The sequence below is a fragment of the Martelella endophytica genome (assembly GCF_000960975.1).
Lineage (GTDB): Bacteria > Pseudomonadota > Alphaproteobacteria > Rhizobiales > Rhizobiaceae > Martelella > Martelella endophytica.
In genome coordinates this window covers 535822-553604 of the sequence record NZ_CP010803.1, presented here as the reverse complement: position 1 = coordinate 553604, position 17783 = coordinate 535822, and the positions used below count along the sequence as shown (strand labels likewise).

Genomic DNA, 17783 nt, shown 5'->3' with positions numbered 1-17783 from the left:
TGGTTCGAACCGGGTCACAAGCGGCCATTTGCAACGGCAAATCCACCCTTCCATCCTCGTGCGCGAAACGAGGATCCAAGGGTCGTGCTACTTGAAAAGGTCCCCATTAATGGCACGAATAACTACCGCGTGCTGAACGGCGCACACGGCACGCGCTGAAAGCGAGTGTGGAATGTCCTGGGCATCCGGCCTGGAACCTCGTTTCAAGCACGAGGAGAAGGTTGCGGGCACGCATCCGCTTTGGCGATGTCCGGCGTTCGCTACTGAAGCCGAGGGGGCGCATCGCCGATCGTGATTACGCCGCCTTGCGCTGCACCAGATAGACGTGGTCGCAGGCCATCACCACCTCGTCGCGCTGGTTCTTCACCCTGACTTCCTCGATCACGCGACCGAAGTCGGGGCGCTTCGGGTCGTCCTCGCAGCGGGCGATGGTCAGCACGGTGTGGATCGTGTCGCCGATGAAGACCGGTTTCGGGAAGCGCAGGCGCTCGTAGCCATAGGTGAAGGAGAGCGGGTTGATCTCCGAGGCCGAAAGCCCGATCCCGATCGCGAACGTCATGGTGCCGTGGGCGATCCGTTGGCCGAAGGGCGTCGACTTCATGTGTTCGGCATCCATGTGGTGCGGAAAGAAGTCGCCGGTATGGCCGGCATGGACGACGAAATCGGTCTCGGTGATCGTGCGGCCATAGGTGCGGCGTTCTTCGCCGATGGCGATCTCCTCGAAATGGCGCGGTCGCTCCATCAGAAACTCTCCTCGAACAGCTTGTTGATCCGGCCGATCGCGGCGTGGGCCGGGGCATTGGTCAGCAAAGTCTCGTTGATCGTGTCGGAGGCGAGCTGCTGGAAGGCCATGTAGCCGTTGTGGCGCGGACGCAGATAGGCGTTTTCCAGCGTCTCGCGGGTGTTGCGGTAGAAGCCGTTGGTGGTGGCGTTCACGGCGCTGCTCGTCCAGCCGTCCGCATGGCCGGGCTGGCCACCGGCCTTCGGGTACAGCGTCGACTGCACGTCGCCGCTTGCGATCCAGTAGGCGAAGTCGGTCGCTGCCTCGATGTTCTCGGAGAAGGCGGAGACGGCGATGCCGGTGCCGCCGAGCGCCGAGCCGGCAGGGCCGAGCTCGCCGACGGCCGGAATATCGGTGAACGACAGCCGGTGCGGGCGGAAGCCATCCATCGCGTAGCTGACATAGCCGTAGATATAAGGCGAGATCGAAGCCGTCGCTTCTGGGGCCGACAGCGCCTCGAGCACGGCGATCGGGTCCATGGCGTAATTGTCCTCGGGCACGAGGCTTGCGAGTTCGGCGAGCCGTTCCAGCGTTTCGATGCCGGCCTCCTCGGAAATCAGCGGGCCGGGGCCGTCGTTGCGGCAGGGCGTGCCAGCATTGGCGGCGAGCGTGAAGAAGGTCATCAGGCTGTGCGGCGGCCGAAGCGGCAGCAGCACGTGGCCGTCGCGGGCGAGATCGATCAGTCCCTCCCACGTTGTCGGCACTTCCGGCGCGCGGTTCGCCCGGTAGGCCATCACCTGGGCGGCGGCATCGATCGGGAAGGCCCATTGCCGGCCCTTGTAGTGATAGCTCAGGAAGGAGACGCCGACGGAGCCCGCCGAAAGCGCCTCACGTTCTTCGTCGCGACCCTCAACGTCGAGCGGCGCAAGGCAGTTTTCCGCCGTCACCTGGCCGACATGCGGATGATCGATGACGATGAGGTCATATTGCCGGGCAAGTTCCTCGACCGGAAAACTCTCGAAATCCTGCAGGCTGCGCTTGTCCCATTTGATGGTGACACCGGTCTTTTCCGCCCATGCCTCCGCGCCTGCGACCATCGGATCGTATCCGCGGGGGTGGTTCCAGGTCATGCCCTTCAGGATTGTCATTAAAGTCCGAACTCCGCGCGTATGGCCGCGCTCTGCTCGCCGATCTTCGGCGCCGCGCGGCGGGTTTGCATTCGTCTGCCATCCACCCTGAGGGGCGAGCGCGTGGTGCGGATTTCGACTCCGTCCTCGCGTGTCACCGTCTGCAGCATGTCGAGCACCTTGAAACCGGCGTGCTCCATCAGTTCGTTCCAGTCGAGCACCTTGGCGCACCAGATATCGGCCGGCTCCAGAATAGAAAGCCAATGGTCGGTGGTTTGTTCCTGCAGCGCCGTCGCAATGATGCGCTTGATGTCGTCGCGGGCCGAAAACCAGAGGTCCGGCTTGCCGCGATAGGGATCGAGTGCGGCGATTTTCAGCACGTCGGCCAGCTGGTCGATCGGCATCATGGCGAGCGCCAGATAGCCGTCGGCGGTCGGATAGACGCCGTAGGGGGCCGACAGATAGGCGTGGGCCGAGCGGAAGGCCGAGCGCTTCGGCGGCCGCTGGCCATCGTTCAGATGCGTGGTCAGCACCTCGAACTGGAAATCGATCAGCGCTTCGAGAAGGCTGGTCTCGACATGGGCGCCGATGCCGGTGCGGCCCTTCTTCACCAGTGCGGCCAGCACGCCCTGGCAGAGTGCTGCACCCGCCAGCATGTCGGCAACGGCAAGGCCGAAGGGCACGGGCCCCTGGTCCTCGTCGCCGTTCAGCCACATCACGCCGGAGCGCGCCTGGGCGAGCAGGTCCTGCCCCGGCCGGGAAACCCATGGCCCTTCGTCGCCATAACCGGTGATCGAGCCGTAGACGATGCCCGGATGGAAGGCCTTGACCGTGTTGTAGTCGAGGCCGAGCCGTTCGATCACACCGGGACGGAAATTCTGCAACACGACATCGGCCTTGCCGATCAGCGTTTTCAGCGCTGCGATATCCGCCTCGTCCTTCATGTCGATCGCAAGGCTTTCCTTGGAGCGGTTGATGGCATGGAAGATGGTCGAATCGCCGCCGATCTCGGTGTCGGAGAGATAGAGCCGCCGCGACAGGTCCCCAAGGCCAGGCCGTTCGATCTTGATCACCCGGGCGCCGAGGTCCTGCAGGCGGAGCGAACAGTAGGGGCCGGAGAGGAACTGGCACATGTCGAGCACCAGCACGCCGGCAAGCGGCAGGTCGTTATTCTCAGCTGTCATGGTTTTTCCTTGATGGGCGTCGCAGGCGAAGCGCTCGACTGGTAGGCGGCCTCGACCAGCGCCATGGTGTTCCAGGCATCCTCGACCGAGGTGACAAGTTCGGCATCATCGCCGGCGACGAAACGCTGGAGGTTGCTCATCACGCCGACGAAGGCATGCGGGAACCAGGTGCCGGAAAGCGGGATCTGCTGCCACGAACCGCCCTTCTCTGAGAACCACAATTCGTCCGGCACGCCCTTCGGATAGTTGAGGTTGACCCCGAGCGTGGTCGTCGCAACACCCTTGGTGCCTTCGAAGCGGAAGTAGCAGTCCTGGAATTTCGGACCGAAATCGTGGTTGTGGTTGACCGAAACCACGGCGCGGACCGGCGCCGGGTAATCGAGGATTGCCGATGTGCGGGTCTGGGCCACGGTCGAGAGCGGATGGCCCATGGTGCGGGCGTGAACGCCGGCCGGATTGCCGAGGAAATGACGGATCAGGTCGAGATAATGGATCGAGTGCAGCAGGATCTCGACGCGGTCCATGGTCTTTACGAAAGGCCAGAGATCCCAGGGCGTCATCATGTTGGCATGCATCTCGACATCGACGAGTTCACCAAGCGCCCCGCTTTCGTAAAGGTCGTGGATGGCGAGCATCATCGGCGAGAAGCGGAGCTGGAAGTTTACCGCCGCCGTCAGCTTCTTCTTGCGGCAGATCTCCAGAATGGCCGTCGCCTCCGCAAGGTCGCGGCCCATCGGCTTCTGCATCAGCACTGCGGCGCCGTCGGGCAGGCGCTTCAGCACCTCCACATGGGCGGCCGGCGGCAGGGCGAGATCGAAGATCGCACCCTCAACGCCTGCGGCCTCCTCGATGCTTGAAAACGCGGTGATATCCCATTCGGCAGCGACCTTCGCAGTTTGCGCGGGGTCGATATCGTAAACACCGGTGACCGGCAGGCCGGCCATGCGGTAGGCGGGCATATGGGCGTCGCCGACGATCGAACCTCCGCCGAAGATGACAATCGGGCGCGGGGCTCTGACCGCCGCCCAGCTTTGCGCCGGGTTGCGTGACTTCTCGGACAACCTGCTCCTCCTTCAGGTAACGGCGTCATTCTTATCTGAATAGATTATTCAAATTTGGAGGAAATGCAAGAGGCAGCTACGGACTGGTCAGCAACCGACGGGCCAGAAAAGCGACGTCCTCCGGTGCTGTCCGGCTTGCGGCGTGATTCTGATAGAGCCCGGATATGCAGTCGAGCAGCAGTTCCGAACGGTGCTTAGCGGCATGCTCGGGCCAACCTTCGTCGACAAGCAGCGTTGCGATCCGTGCTGAAAGCAGGGCGGAAACCTCGCCATGCAGTTCACCGCCGACGGATTTCGTGCCGTCCAGCAGCTCCTGCGCGTGCGGCGAGTGGGCGAGCATGCCCCTGACGTAAACATACTTTCCCGCGAGCGCCTCGGCGGCGCGGTCGACAGCGCTGCCGGGACCGGAGAGGATTGCTTCTGCTTCCGTGACCATGCGCGACATGATGTTGCGTAGTGTCGCCTGAAACACCGCTTCCTTGTCCGGGAAATAGGCGTAGAGCGTCGGCTTGGCGACGCCCGCTCGTCTCGCGATCGACTGCATGGTGGCACCACGCAGGCCGCTTTCGAGGAACTCTGCCTGTGCCGCAACAAGGATCTTCAGGGTCCGGGTTTCCGATTTCGTCATTGTCGTGGCTCGCCCACTTGTCAAATTTAAAATTTAACGATATGAACGTTTATAGTTCAATTTGTTCAAAATAAAAGAGGATTCGATGCGCGATACAGTCCTCCTTACAGGGATTACCGGCTTTCTTGGTGGCCATGTCGCCCTTGAGCTCCTGAATGCCGGTTATAAAGTGCGCGGAAGCCTGCGCAATCCGGGTGTCGATCGCGCGCGTGCCGAGAGCACCCGCGTGGCGCTTGCAGCTGCTGGCGCAGACACCACGGGACTTGACTTCGTCACCCTGGATCTGACCCATGATGACGGATGGGCTGAGGCGGCGGAGGGCGCGCGCTTCGTGTTGCATACCGCTTCCCCTTTCGTAACCGCCATGCCCAAGGACCCGGACGAACTGATCCGTCCCGCAGTGGATGGCACCGAACGGGCGCTGATGGCGGCCAAGAGGGCTGGCGTCGAACGCGTGGTCCTGACGTCCTCTTCCGTGGCGATCGTCTCGGGGCGCGGGCGCAAGGGGCCGAGCCATCTCGGGCCGGATGACTGGGCGGACCCGGACAGCGGCAAGCTCAATGCCTATCAGCTTTCGAAAGTGCTGGCGGAGCGTCGGGCCTGGCAGATCGCCGCCGCCGAAAGCCTCCCGCTTGCCGTCATCAATCCTGGCTTCATCGTCGGACCGCTGCTTGACGATGATCCGGGTACGTCGGGTGCCATTCTGGCACGTCTCCTGAAGGGCGGCGTGCCGATGCTCCCAGAGCTGTTCATGCATACGGTCGACGTGCGCGATCTGGCGCGCATCCATGTGGCAGCACTCACCGATCCAGCCGCCGTTTCGCGGCGGCACCCGGCGGTGTTTTCGAGCCTCAGTCTTCTGGACTATGCCGCATTGCTGGCAAAGGCCGTTCCCGAACGGGCCGGCGCCATCCCCCGCCGGCGCGCGCCGGATTTTATCGTTCGTCTGATGGCCTTGTTCGATTCCGACATGAAGACGATCGTGAGCGAACTCGGCTATGATCCAGAAATCGACTCCTCGCGTGCGGCCGGCCTCCTCGGGCGTCCGCCAACGGCGATCGAAACGACCGTGGGCGACATGGGGCGGTCGCTGGTTGCGCGCGGTCTCGCCTGAAATCCTCAATCGAGATGGAACACGTCTTCCATCTCTGTCCACCAATCACCTTCCTTCGCTGTATCCAGCGGCTTCTGGCAGGGCATGCAGACGGACCACCATTCCTGGGTCTTGGGGTCGGCGGCCATCTTCGCCATGTCGGCTTCGTAATCTGTGCCGGTGTATTCGTAGTAGGAGAACAGCAGGTTTTCCGGCTCGCGCAGGAAGATCGTGTAGTTTTGGATGTTGCAGGCCTTGATCATGGCCAGCACCTCCGGCCAGGCATGGGCGTGAAGCTTCTTGTATTCGGCGACCTTGTCGGCGTTGAGCCCGATGACCATCCCGATGCGTTGCATGGTATTCCTCCGTTTTGGTATTTCGTCCTCTAGAGTCGGTAGACGCGCATGGCATTGCGCGAGAACAAGTTCTCCTGCTCCTCCGGCGTTGCCTTCGAGACGATTTCCTTCGCGCTTGCGACCCAGTCCTCGAGACTTGCGTGGATCGTGCAGACCGGAAAGTCCGAGCCCCAGACCACGCGGTTGAAGGTGAAGGCATCGAGAACGTGGGAAATGTAGGGCCGGAGCTTTTCCGTGCTCCAGTCCGCGCCGGCATAGGCGATGACGCCGGAGATCTTGGCGGTGACGTTTTCCAGCCGCGCGCATTCGGCGATATGCTCCGCCCATGACGAGAAGGCATCGTTTTCGATATCCGGCACGCCGCAATGGTCGAGCACGAACTGCACCTCCGGGCATTTCCTCGCAAGGTCGATGGCGAGCGGAAGCTGGCGGGCGGAAACGCAGAGATCGAAGGTCAGGCCGTAGCCTGCAAGACGGCGGAGGTTTTCGGCAAAAAGCGGCGCCTGCGATACCTCGTCCGGCACCACATGCAGCACGCGGCGAAAGCCGCGCAGGCCGGGGGTCGCAGCCATACGCTCCAGGTAGACGGCAAAATCGGGGCTTTCCGGGCGGCAGGCGGCAATGGCGCCGGCGATCTTCTCATGCGCGCCGACGATGAAGGCGGTCTCAGCCTCCATGTCCTTCTCCGCGACATCGACCTCCATATGCAGCGCCATGTCGATGCCGAGCTTTTTGGCGCGGGCGAAATAGTCTTCAGCCGTTGTCTGGCGATCGAGCGCCGGTGCGTCCTTCAGCCAGGGATAGGAAAACCGGTCCTTGTAGACGAGATGAAGATGGGTATCGATGATGCGCATGGTTCCTCCCTTTGCCCCTGCCGGGGTAGTCTCGCGGGCGCCGGGGGCGTTCCTCCATGCCCGCCTGCGCCATGTTCCTCAGATGTCGGCGCGTCCCTTCGAAAGGCTGGCCGCTGCTTCGCGCACCAGTTTCAGCGTGCGGTCCCGGTCATCGGTGATGGTGCGGTCGAGGCGCTCCGTGTAGGGCGAGGTGATGACCGCCATCACCGAACCGAGCGGCCCGATGACGGGTGCGGAGACATTGGTGACGCCGGCGATCTGTTCGCTCGGCGTGATGGTGTAGCCGTCGCGCCGGATCGCCTCGAGCTGGCCCTCGATCTCTGCCGACATCGTCTCGCCGGCGCCCTTCAGCATCAGCGCCCGGTTTTCGGCTGTCGAGAAGGCCAGGAAGACGAGGCCCGAACCGGTCGAGGTGAGTTTCAGCCGGGTGCCGACGCGCACCGCAAGGCTCCAGTAGCTCGGCGCGTCAACCTGTGCCACGACGACAGCGGCATCGCGGTCGAAGACGACGATGTGACAGGACTGTCCGGCCTCCTGCGCGACATGCTGCAGGAGCGGGATCGCCTGGCTGACGAGGCGCCTGAGCGGCGGGCGGGCATGCACCAGCTCGAACATCTTCAGTGTGATCTCGTAGCGGTCCTCCGGCGTGCGGCGGATATATTCGCGTCTCACCAGCCGGTCGAGCATGCGGTAGATCTCGTTCGGTGTGCGCCCGAGCGCCTTGGCGATTTCCGCCTGGCTCAGCGTCCCGTCCGTTTCGGCCAGGAGTTCATAGATGTCGAGGCCCTTGTCGAGGGCTGGGGCGCGATAGCGGTCGGAATCGTCTGTGCTCATGGTCGGTCCTTGGCCGGTGGGCAGATTTTCCGCCCTGAATTCGCTGTGAAACTGGCTCTGTTCCTGTCCGATATCAAGACTGACGTTGACGGCCTCACAGAAATGATGCTTATATACAAATAGACTTTTCAAATATGGAGGATCAAGCCTTTTCTGGGCTTGAATGATTGAGGAGGACAATCATGCAATATCTGAAGGCAGCACTTGTGGCGTGCTGCGCGGTCGGTGGCCTTGCCGCAACCGCCAACGCCGATGATTTCGATTATGGCAGCTTTCCGGGCTACACGCTGCAGGTCAAGCTGATTGGCGGTACGCAGTACGAAAAGCTTTATACCCGCATTCCCGAATGGGAGGAGATGACGGGCGCCAAGGTCGAGATCGTCTCGTCGAAGAACCACTTCGACCTCGACCGCGAGATCAAGCAGGACATCGCCGCCGGCGACATTTCCTGGTGCGTTGGCTCCAACCACACGAGCTTCGCCCCGCAATACGGCGATCTCTATATCGATCTTTCGGAAGTCATTCCGCAGTCGGAACTCGACAAGTATGTTCCGGGCACGCTGGAATCGGCAAAGGTCGACGGCCGGCTGGTCCAGCTTCCGCGCGTCACCGACGTTTCCAACCTCTACTATCGCAAGAGCCTTTACGCCGATCCGGCGAACCAGGAGGCGTGGAAGGAAAAATACGGAACCGATCTCGCCCCGCCGAAGACCTATGACGAGTTCCGCGACCAGGTGATCTTCTTCGCCGATCCGCCGAACCTTTATGGCACCGCCTTTGCCGGCAAGGACGAGGGCATGTCGGGCCGGTTCATGGAAATCCTGCGCGCCAATGGCGGCGACATGTTCGACGACGAGTTCCACCCGACCTTCAATTCGCCGGAAGGCGTTGCGGCCCTGCAGTGGTTCATCGATGTTTATGACGCCGGTGCCGTGCCGGCCGGTACTGTCAACTACACATGGGACGATATCGGTCAGGCGATGGCTGCAGGCCAGCTTGCCCTCGATCTCGACTGGCCGGGCTTTGCCGCCTTCTTCGCGGACCCGTCGTCCTCGAAGATCTCGGATGACCTCGGCTATGCCGTCGCTCCCGCCGGCACATCTGGGCATGGCGGTGGCTGGTCCGGTTCGCACTCCTTCTCTGTTACGCAGGATTGCGACAACAAGGATGCCGCCGTTTCGTTTGCCGTGTTCATGACCAATGACGAGAGCGAACTCATGGAAGCCAAGGCCGGCAACCTGCCGACCCGCACGGCGACCTATGACGAGGTGATTGCCTGGTTCAACGAGAACGGCAAGGAAAACCTCGCCGAGATGTTCCAGGTCTGGCAGGAATCGCTGGCTGACGCCCGCACCCCGCCGCTGATCCCGGAATGGATCCAGGTCTCGAACGTGCTGTGGCCCGAACTTCAGGCCGCCATCGTCGGCGAAAAGACCCCGCAGGACGCGCTTGATGATGCCGCCGAACAGGCGACCTACATCATGGAAGACGCCGGCTACTACTGAGTGGCCCTTCATATCGCCGCCGGCCTTTGCGCCGGCGGCGTCACCGGCTCCGGCCGGACACAGTTTCATTCTTCCGAAATTTCCGAAGGCGCGACATGAAGTTTTTCAGGTCTCCGCAGGCGACGCCCTATCTTTTGCTGCTGCCGGCCATCGTCGTCATTCTGGCGGTCGTGCTGGTGCCGCTTCTGGTGTCGTTCTGGACGAGCTTCACCAGCTACAATCTGGTGCGGCCGGACTCGCTCTATAATTTCGTCGGCCTGCGTAACTACAGGCGCCTGATCGGCAATGATGATTTCTGGTGGGCCTTCGGCCGCACCGTGGTGTTCATCACCATCGCGCTCAATCTGGAAATGCTCATGGGGCTCGGGCTGGCGCTGCTCGTCAACCGCATCACCTGGGGCCAGCGGACGCTCAGAACCATCATGATGTTTCCGATGATGTTCTCGCCGATCCTTGTCGGCTTCCAGTTCAAGTATCTGTTCAACGATTCCGTCGGTCTGGTGAACAATGCGCTGTTTGCGCTCAACCTGATCGACAAGCCGATCCCGTGGCTGGTCAATGGCTGGTTGGCCAATTTCTCGATCATCGTCGCGGAAATGTGGATGTCGACGTCGATCTTCGCCATCCTGCTGATGGCCGGCCTGCTCGCCATGCCGAAGGAGCCGATCGAGGCCGCCAAGGTCGATGGCTGCAACGCGCTGCAGGTGTTCCGCCATATCACGCTGCCCTTCCTGATGCCGTTCATCTGGATCGCGATGACGATCCGCTCGCTCGATGTCGCGCGTGCCTATGACATGGTGAAGATCATGACCAATGGCGGCCCCGCGGGGCGCACGGAGCTGATCTGGACGCTGATGACGCGCACCGGCTACCAGAACTCGCAGATGGGCATGGCGAACGCCATGGGCTACATCTCGATCCTGCTCTCGATCGCCTTCACCATCATGTTCTACCGCAACCTTTCCAAGGCCCGCGTTTTCATGGGAGGCGCCCAATGAGCGCGCGCACCATCGAAAAACCCTGGCAGCGCTGGCTGCTCAGGATCACCCTTTTCATCGCGATGATGATCCTCGTCGTGCCCGGCGCCTGGGTGGTGATGACCGCCTTCCGCCCGAATGTGGAAGTCATGGCGCGTCCGCCGATCTGGATCCCGCAGGACTGGACGCTGAACAACTTCCTCGGCATTTTCGGCCTCCTGCCGGATCGCCAGCAGGGCCTGCCGGTCGAGCGCTATTTCTTCAATTCGCTGGTAATCTCGCTGACCTCCACGGTTGTCGCGATCCTGGTCGGCATGATGGGCGGCTATGCCTTTGCCCGTTACCGTTTCAAGGGCAAGGGCGCTCTGTTCCTCTCCTTCATGCTGTCGCGCACCGTGCCGGGCGTGGCGCTGTCTCTGCCGCTCTTCATCCTGTGGAGCAAGATCGGGCTGATCGACACCAAGTTCGGGCTGATACTCGTTTACATGGCGATCAACATCCCGTTCACGATCTGGCTGACCGATGGCTTCTTCCGCCAGATCCCGGCGGATCTGTCCGAAGCCGCCCAGATCGACGGCTGCACCCGCTGGCAGGCGTTCTGGAAGGTTGAGTTTCCGCTCGCCCGCTCGGGCCTTGCATCGGCGGGCATCTTCGCCTTCCTGACGGCCTGGAACGAGTTCGCGCTCGCCAGCCAGCTCACCCGCACCACCGCGTCGAAAACCATGCCGGTCGGGCTGATGGACTTCACCGCCCAGTTCACCGTCGACTGGACCGGGATGAGCGCCATGGCCGTGCTGATCATCATCCCGGCGCTGATCCTCACCTTCATCGTACAAAAGCATCTGATTGCCGGACTGACGTTCGGCGGCGTGAAAGGATAATCCCGTGGCCGAAGTGCACCTTTCCAAAATCGTCAAGCGCTATGGCTCGCTGGAAGTCGTCCACGGCATCGATCTCGACGTTGCCCATAACGAGTTCGTCGTGCTCGTCGGGCCTTCCGGCTGCGGCAAGTCGACGACGCTGAGGATGATTGCCGGACTTGAGGAAATCTCCGACGGAGAACTCAGGATCGGCGACCGTATCGTCAACGCCCTGCCGCCAAGATCGCGCAACATTTCCATGGTGTTCCAGTCATACGCGCTCTATCCGCATATGACGGTCCGCGAAAATCTCGGTTTCGGCCTGAAGATCGCCGGCATGACGCCGGACGACATCAAGCCGCGTGTCGACGAGGCCGCCGGCATTCTCGGCCTCGAGCCGTTCATGGACCGCCTGCCGGCCAATCTGTCCGGCGGCCAGCGCCAGCGCGTCGCCATGGGCCGCGCCATCGTGCGCCATCCGGACGTGTTCCTGTTTGACGAGCCGCTGTCGAACCTCGATGCCAAGCTGCGCGGCCAGATGCGCGTCGAGATCAAGAAGCTGCATCAGCGGGTCAAGACAACGGTCATCTATGTGACCCACGACCAGGTCGAGGCGATGACGCTGGCAGACCGGATCGTGATCATGCGCGATGGCTATGTCGAACAGGTCGGCACGCCGACGGAGGTGTTCGAAAACCCGGCCAACACCTTCGTCGCCGGCTTCATCGGCTCGCCGCCGATGAACCAGCTTGAAGCCGTTGTCGAGGACGGGGCGGTTCGGCTAGCCGACGGCACGCTGGTGCCGCTGCCGACCGATATCGCACCGAAGGTGTCTGCCGGCGACAAGGTGGTGATCGGCTTCCGCCCGGACGCCTTCGCGCCGAAGGGGCATTCGCTGCATCCGGAGGACCGGTCGCTCGAAGTCGCTCTGCCGGTGCTGATCTCGGAACCGCTTGGCACCGAGACCATCATCTACACGGAGCTCGGCGGCAAGGAAGTGCAGGCGAAGATGCTCGATCCACGTCCGCTGGAGGATGGCGAGGAACTGACCTTCACGCTCGATCTCGAACGCCTGCATGTCTTTGACGGCGCAAGCGGCAAGAGCCTGAGGGCCTGACATGGCAAGGATCGTCCGCGCCGAAATCCTGATGGTGGACCTGAAGCCGAAGGTCACGCGGGTCGACGCGATCCAGTCCTTCGTCTCCCAGGAAACGCCGATCGTGCGCATCACCGATGCGGACGGCGTTACCGGCACGGGCTATTCCTACACCATCGGGACCGGTGGACCTTCGGTGATGGCGCTTCTGGAAAAGACGCTGCTGCCGGCGATCATCGGCCGCGAGGCTTTCGATATCGAGCGCATCTGGTGGGACCTCACCTTCCTCACCCACGCGACCACTGTCGGCGCCATCACCTCGATTGCGCTCGCCGCCATCGATACCGCGCTCTGGGACCTGAAGGCGGTGAAACTCGGTCTGCCGCTCCATCGTCTTGCCGGCGGTGCCCAGGCGGAGATCCCGCTCTACACCACCGAGGGTGGCTGGCTGCATCTGGAGGCCGAAGCTCTTGTCGATGATGCGCTGCGGGCGCAGGCGGACGGTTTTTCCGGCTGCAAGCTCAAGGTCGGCCGACCGCTCGCCGAAGACGCCGCCCGCATCGGCGCAGTCCGCGACGCCGTTGGTCCCGCTTTCGAGATCTTCACTGATGCCAATCAAGCCTTCAACGTCGATGAGGCGGTGCGCCGCGCGGCGGTCTATCAGCGGCTCGATATCGGCTGGCTGGAGGAGCCGCTGCCGGCCGATGACATCGAAGGCCATGCCGTGCTCTCCCGTCACACATCGGTGCCGATCGCGGTCGGTGAGAGCCTTTATTCCGCCTCGCATTTCCGCGAATATCTGGAGCGCCGTGCCTGCTCGATCGTCCAGGTCGACGTGGGCCGCATCGGCGGCATCACGCCCTGGCTCAAGGTCGCGCACATGGCGGAGTGCTTCAACGTCGCGGTCGCGCCGCACTTCCTGATGGAGCTGCATGTGTCGCTCTGCGCCGCCGTGCCCAATGCGCGCTGGGTCGAATACATCCCCCAGCTCGACGCGATTACGCTTTACGGCATGAACATTCGCGAGGGCCGGGCCGTTCCATCTGAAGAACCCGGCCTCGGCATCGCCTGGGATTTCGAGGCGATCGGCCGCATGGCGGTCGAAGGCTCGCAGAAGACAATCACTTGAAGGAATATGCCCATGACTGACCTGACCGGCAGGACCTGCCTCATCACCGCCGCCGCGCAAGGCATCGGCGCCGCCTCCGCCAAAGCCTTCGCCAGGGCCGGCGCAAAGGTGATCGCCACCGATATCAATGCCGAGAAGCTCGCCGAAATCGAGGGCATAGACGGCATCTCAACTCGGCTTCTGAACGTGCTGTCGGACGAGGCCGTCGCCAATGCCGCGCTGGAAATCGGCCCCGTCGACATCCTGTTCAATTGCGCTGGCGTCGTCCATAACGGCTCGGTGCTCGACATGAAGGAAGGCGATCTCGATTTCGCCTACGACCTCAACGTCAAGGCGATGGTGCGCACGGTGCAGGCCTTCCTGCCGGGCATGCTGGAGCGCGAATATGGCGTCATCATCAACATGTCGTCGGTTGCCTCGTCGCTGAAGGGCGTGCCGAACCGCTTTGCCTATTCGACCACCAAGGCCGCCGTGCTCGGCATGACCAAGGCGATCGCCGCCGACTATGTGACCAAGGGCATTCGCTGCAGCGCCATCTGCCCCGGAACGGTCGACAGCCCCTCGCTGCAGGACCGGCTGAGGGCAACTGGCGACTATGAGAAGGCGCGTGCGGATTTTATCGCCCGCCAGCCCATCGGCCGCATCGGCACGCCGGAGGAAATCGCCGATCTCGCCGTCTACCTCGCAGGCGCGACCTACACCACCGGCCAGGCCCATATCATCGACGGCGGCTGGACCTGCTGAACCGCTGCAGACCCGAGTGAACGACATGACCACAATCACCGGACTTTCCGTCCACGACCTGCGTTTCCCGACCTCGGCCAAGCTCGACGGTTCGGATGCGATGAACCCCGATCCGGATTATTCCGCGGCCTATGTCATCCTGAAAACGGATGGCGGATTGGAGGGCCACGGCCTGACCTTCACCATCGGCCGCGGCAATGAGGTTGTTTGCGCCGCGATCCGCGCGCTGGAAGCCCGTATGACCGGGCTTTCCCTCGACTGGATTGCCGAAAACCCCGGCCGCTTCTGGCGGCATGTGACCGGCGACAGCCAGTTGCGCTGGATCGGGCCGGACAAGGGCGCGATGCATCTGGCCACCGGCGCGGTCGTCAACGCCGCCTGGGATCTGATGGCGAAGGCCGCGGGCAAGCCGGTCTGGCAGCTCGTCGCCGACATGACACCGGAACAGCTCGTCTCGATTGTCGATTTCCGTTATCTGACCGACGCGATCACGCCGGAGGAGGCGCTTGCAATCTTCCGCAAGGCAGAGACCGGCAAGGCCGAACGCATTGCCGAGCTGAAAGTCAACGGTTACCCGTGCTACACAACCTCGGCCGGCTGGCTCGGCTACAGCCACGACAAGCTTCGCCGTCTTGCTCAGGAAGCCGTCGATGCCGGCTTCACTCATATCAAGATGAAGGTCGGGCAGGACCGCGACGAGGATGTCGCGCGCCTCAAGATCGTGCGCGAGGTGATCGGCGAGGATCGCACGCTGATGATCGACGCCAACCAGGTCTGGGAGGTCGATCAGGCGATCGACTGGGTGCAGGCGCTTGCCCCCTTCCGCCCCTTCTTCATCGAGGAGCCGACGAGCCCCGACGATGTCGCCGGTCACAGGAAGATTCGCGAGGCCGTCGCCCCGGTGAAGGTCGCGACTGGCGAGATGTGCCAGAACCGCATCCTGTTCAAGCAGTTCATCGCCGGTGGCGCGATCGATATCGTGCAGATCGACGCCTGCCGTATCGGCGGGCTGAACGAGGTGCTTTCGGTGCTGCTGATGGCGGCGAAATTCGGCCTGCCGGTCTGGCCGCATGCCGGCGGCGTCGGGCTTTGCGAATATGTCCAGCACCTGTCGATGATCGACTATCTGGTGGTCTCCGGCTCCAAGGAGGGGCGGGTCATCGAATATGTCGATCACCTCCACGAGCACTTCGTCGATCCGTGCCGGATCGAGCGCGCGGCCTACATGCCGCCGGAAAAGCCGGGCTTTTCCATTGAGATGAAGCCGGAAACGCTTCATAACTTCGCCTATTCGGCGGCGTAAGCCGCAAAAAGGAGTAAAGACATGAAATTGCTACGAGTTGGTGCCAAGGGCGCCGAGCGCCCTGCCATCCTGCACGCCGACGGCAGCTACCGCGACATTTCGTCGATCGTCGTCGACATCGCCGGCGAGGCGCTTTCCGCCAACGGCCTGTCGCGGATCGCGGCTGCCGATATCGACAGCCTGCCGGTCCTGCCGGGGACAAGCCGCATCGGCCCCTGCGTCGGCAATGTCGGCAAGTTCATCTGCATCGGCCTCAACTATGCCGACCACGCCGCCGAAACCGGCGCGGACCTGCCGAAGGAGCCGATCATCTTCATGAAGGCGACCAGCGCCATCATTGGCCCGAACGACGATGTTCGCATTCCGAAGAACTCCAAGAAGAGCGACTGGGAGGTCGAGCTCGGCGTCGTCATCGGCAAGGAGGCACGTTATGTCGACGAGGCCGACGCGATGGATCATGTCGCCGGCTATTGCGTGGTCAACGACCTCTCCGAGCGCGAATTCCAGATCGAGCGTTCCGGCCAGTGGGTCAAGGGCAAGAGCGCCGACACCTTCGGCCCGATTGGCCCGTGGCTCGTCACCCGCGACGAGGTTGCCGACCCGCAGGACCTGCCGATGTGGCTCGAAGTCGACGGCCACCGCTATCAGGACGGTTCGACCAAGACCATGGTCTTCGGCGTGCAGTACCTCGTCAGCTATCTGTCGCAGTTCATGAGCCTGCAGCCCGGCGACATCATCACCACCGGAACCCCGCCCGGCGTGGGCATGGGCATCAAGCCGGAGCCGGTCTATCTGAAGGAAGGCCAGACGATGCGCCTCGGCATCGAGGGCCTTGGCGAACAGACCCAGAAGACGGTTCCCTGGAACGCGTAAGCGCCAGTTATCCCTTCCACCGACCTTCCCCTTGAGGGAAGGCCGGTCCGATATCGGCCAGGTGGCGAAATTGGTCGCGGCCTGTCCCTCTGTCACCAGCGAACTTTTCCGCCATCTGGTCCCGAGCCGTTCCGAAACCGCGTTATGCTGGTGGCAGGACAGGCGATTCGTGGGATTGCCGAGAATGAGGCATGGCAGATGACATCCGACGACAATCCATTGCAGATCAACGCGCGTGAGGGGCTCTGGCTCAAGGGGGACTGGCACCTCCATTCCCGCCACAGCGATGACTCCACCAACAATCCTGTCGAGAAGATCATCGGCTTCGCCGAACGGCTCGGTTTCGACTATCTGACGATTACCGATCACGACGTCCATGTCGCCGGCGCCGTGGCGGGGCATACATGGGCAGACCCGGCCTATCGGTCCGACGACCTGCTGCTGTTCTACGGCGCCGAACTGACCGCGCCGCGGGGCCACGTCAACATTTTCGGCATCGAGCCTTATGACCACCAGCGCATCTTCGACCGCCGCAACGACCGCGACTGGGACCTGCTGGCGCTGAAGCGCGATCTCGGCATCCATTGGTCGGCTAATCATCCCGTCACGAGCAACCATTACGGCTTCTCCTTCGATCTCGCCGATTCCATCGAGATCTGGAACGGGCCGATGTGGCCGAAGAATGCCGCCAATGTCCGCGTCTGGGACAATATCCTGCTTTCGGGGCGCATGCTCGGCGCGCGCGGTGGCTCGGATGCGCATCACGGCGTGCCGGATGCGCCGGAGCTGACGACGCCATGGACGCCGGAGGCGACGGCCAATTATGTCGGCACGCCAACAACCTGGGTCTTCGCCGAAGACCGCACTAAACCTGCCATCCTCGCGAGCCTGGTGGCAGGACGGGCGTCGGTGAGCTCCAATCCCTTCAATCCGCGCGTCGAGCTGGTCGCCGATGCCGATGGCGACGGGGTTGCGGAGATGATGATGGGCGACAACGCCGAAGCCGACGGAGGGCCTGTCCGTTTTGAGGTCCGGCTTTCGGAAGGCGGCATTGCCGGTGCGCGCTACGGCGTCACGATCGTCAAGAACCGCGCGCCTTTCGCAACGCTTGCCGTCGATCCCGAAACCCGCATCGCCCGGTTCACCGACACGCCCGCTGCAGGCGAGACCAGCTACTACCGCGCCGAGATCACGGGGCCGCAGGCGGCCTATCCGGATATCCCGAATTCCATGCATCTTTCCGCCGACATGGTGGCGCTCTCGAACCCGCTCTATTTCAACTACGATCCCGATTTCTAGGTCACCCTTTCAGGGCTGGCGCCCGCTTGTTTTGGCGATGACTTTTGAAAGAGTTGTGGTTACCTTTCCTCGGCTGCCGTTTGTCAAATCTGCCTCTGCGGCGACCATCGACAAAACGATCTTGAGGGGTGAGGTCGAT

The 17783-nt window shown here is 62.6% G+C and carries 18 protein-coding genes; 10 read left to right on the top strand and 8 right to left on the bottom strand.

The window, feature by feature from the left end; genetic code table 11:
- Positions 1–295: 295 nt before the first annotated feature.
- The 5 genes from TM49_RS02530 to TM49_RS22515 form a co-directional block, all read right to left on the bottom strand.
- Positions 296–742, bottom strand: coding sequence for a MaoC/PaaZ C-terminal domain-containing protein (locus TM49_RS02530; RefSeq protein WP_045679401.1), 447 nt, complete (start codon positions 740–742; stop codon positions 296–298).
- Positions 742–1869, bottom strand: coding sequence for an extracellular solute-binding protein (locus tag TM49_RS02525; RefSeq protein ID WP_045679400.1), 1128 nt, complete (start codon positions 1867–1869; stop codon positions 742–744). The genes TM49_RS02530 and TM49_RS02525 overlap by 1 nt, the downstream gene beginning before the upstream one ends.
- The gene (locus TM49_RS02520; protein ID WP_045679399.1) at positions 1869–3032 is read right to left on the bottom strand and encodes a CaiB/BaiF CoA transferase family protein; all 1164 of its coding nucleotides are present in this window, start codon (positions 3030–3032) and stop codon (positions 1869–1871) included. The genes TM49_RS02525 and TM49_RS02520 overlap by 1 nt, the downstream gene beginning before the upstream one ends.
- Entirely contained in the window at positions 3029–4093 is a 1065-nt protein-coding gene (locus tag TM49_RS02515; RefSeq protein WP_045679398.1) for a Gfo/Idh/MocA family protein, read from the bottom strand. The genes TM49_RS02520 and TM49_RS02515 overlap by 4 nt, the downstream gene beginning before the upstream one ends.
- A gap of 76 nt (positions 4094–4169) precedes the next feature.
- A complete protein-coding gene (locus TM49_RS22515) occupies positions 4170–4721 on the bottom strand; it encodes a TetR/AcrR family transcriptional regulator (RefSeq protein ID WP_052699676.1) in 552 nt (183 codons plus the stop codon).
- Positions 4722–4806: 85 nt separating this feature from the next.
- Between TM49_RS22515 and TM49_RS02505 the strand changes: the two genes are divergently transcribed.
- Positions 4807–5835, top strand: a complete 1029-nt coding sequence (locus tag TM49_RS02505; RefSeq protein ID WP_045679397.1) for an NAD-dependent epimerase/dehydratase family protein — start codon at positions 4807–4809, stop codon at positions 5833–5835.
- Between the two features lie 5 nt (positions 5836–5840).
- Here the strand turns inward: TM49_RS02505 and TM49_RS02500 are convergent, their stop codons facing one another.
- The 3 genes from TM49_RS02500 to TM49_RS02490 form a co-directional block, all read right to left on the bottom strand.
- Positions 5841–6170: an L-rhamnose mutarotase gene (locus tag TM49_RS02500; RefSeq protein ID WP_045679396.1), complete on the bottom strand. Its 330-nt coding sequence runs from the start codon at positions 6168–6170 to the stop codon at positions 5841–5843.
- Positions 6171–6199: 29 nt separating this feature from the next.
- Entirely contained in the window at positions 6200–7024 is an 825-nt protein-coding gene (locus TM49_RS02495; protein ID WP_045679395.1) for an amidohydrolase family protein, read from the bottom strand.
- Positions 7025–7102: 78 nt separating this feature from the next.
- On the bottom strand, positions 7103–7858 hold the full coding sequence (locus tag TM49_RS02490) for an IclR family transcriptional regulator (RefSeq protein WP_045679394.1): 756 nt from the start codon (positions 7856–7858) through the stop codon (positions 7103–7105).
- A gap of 182 nt (positions 7859–8040) precedes the next feature.
- Between TM49_RS02490 and TM49_RS02485 the strand changes: the two genes are divergently transcribed.
- From TM49_RS02485 to TM49_RS02445, 9 genes are all read left to right on the top strand, one after another.
- Positions 8041–9363, top strand: a complete 1323-nt coding sequence (locus TM49_RS02485) for an ABC transporter substrate-binding protein (protein ID WP_045679393.1) — start codon at positions 8041–8043, stop codon at positions 9361–9363.
- Between the two features lie 95 nt (positions 9364–9458).
- Positions 9459–10361 carry a carbohydrate ABC transporter permease gene (locus tag TM49_RS02480; protein ID WP_045679392.1) on the top strand — a complete coding sequence of 301 codons (903 nt, stop codon included), beginning with the start codon at positions 9459–9461 and terminating at the stop codon, positions 10359–10361.
- A complete protein-coding gene (locus tag TM49_RS02475; RefSeq protein WP_045679391.1) occupies positions 10358–11221 on the top strand; it encodes a carbohydrate ABC transporter permease in 864 nt (287 codons plus the stop codon). The genes TM49_RS02480 and TM49_RS02475 overlap by 4 nt, the downstream gene beginning before the upstream one ends.
- A gap of 4 nt (positions 11222–11225) precedes the next feature.
- On the top strand, positions 11226–12317 hold the full coding sequence (locus tag TM49_RS02470; protein ID WP_045679390.1) for an ABC transporter ATP-binding protein: 1092 nt from the start codon (positions 11226–11228) through the stop codon (positions 12315–12317).
- Position 12318: 1 nt separating this feature from the next.
- Positions 12319–13425 carry a mandelate racemase/muconate lactonizing enzyme family protein gene (locus TM49_RS02465; protein ID WP_045679389.1) on the top strand — a complete coding sequence of 369 codons (1107 nt, stop codon included), beginning with the start codon at positions 12319–12321 and terminating at the stop codon, positions 13423–13425.
- A gap of 12 nt (positions 13426–13437) precedes the next feature.
- Complete coding sequence (locus tag TM49_RS02460; RefSeq protein ID WP_045679388.1) at positions 13438–14169, top strand: SDR family oxidoreductase; 732 nt, start codon at positions 13438–13440, stop codon at positions 14167–14169.
- A gap of 25 nt (positions 14170–14194) precedes the next feature.
- Positions 14195–15472: an L-fuconate dehydratase gene (locus TM49_RS02455; protein WP_045679387.1), complete on the top strand. Its 1278-nt coding sequence runs from the start codon at positions 14195–14197 to the stop codon at positions 15470–15472.
- Between the two features lie 21 nt (positions 15473–15493).
- On the top strand, positions 15494–16345 hold the full coding sequence (locus TM49_RS02450) for a fumarylacetoacetate hydrolase family protein (protein WP_045679386.1): 852 nt from the start codon (positions 15494–15496) through the stop codon (positions 16343–16345).
- Positions 16346–16543: 198 nt separating this feature from the next.
- Positions 16544–17644, top strand: a complete 1101-nt coding sequence (locus tag TM49_RS02445; RefSeq protein ID WP_144409456.1) for a CehA/McbA family metallohydrolase — start codon at positions 16544–16546, stop codon at positions 17642–17644.
- Positions 17645–17783: the final 139 nt, after the last annotated feature.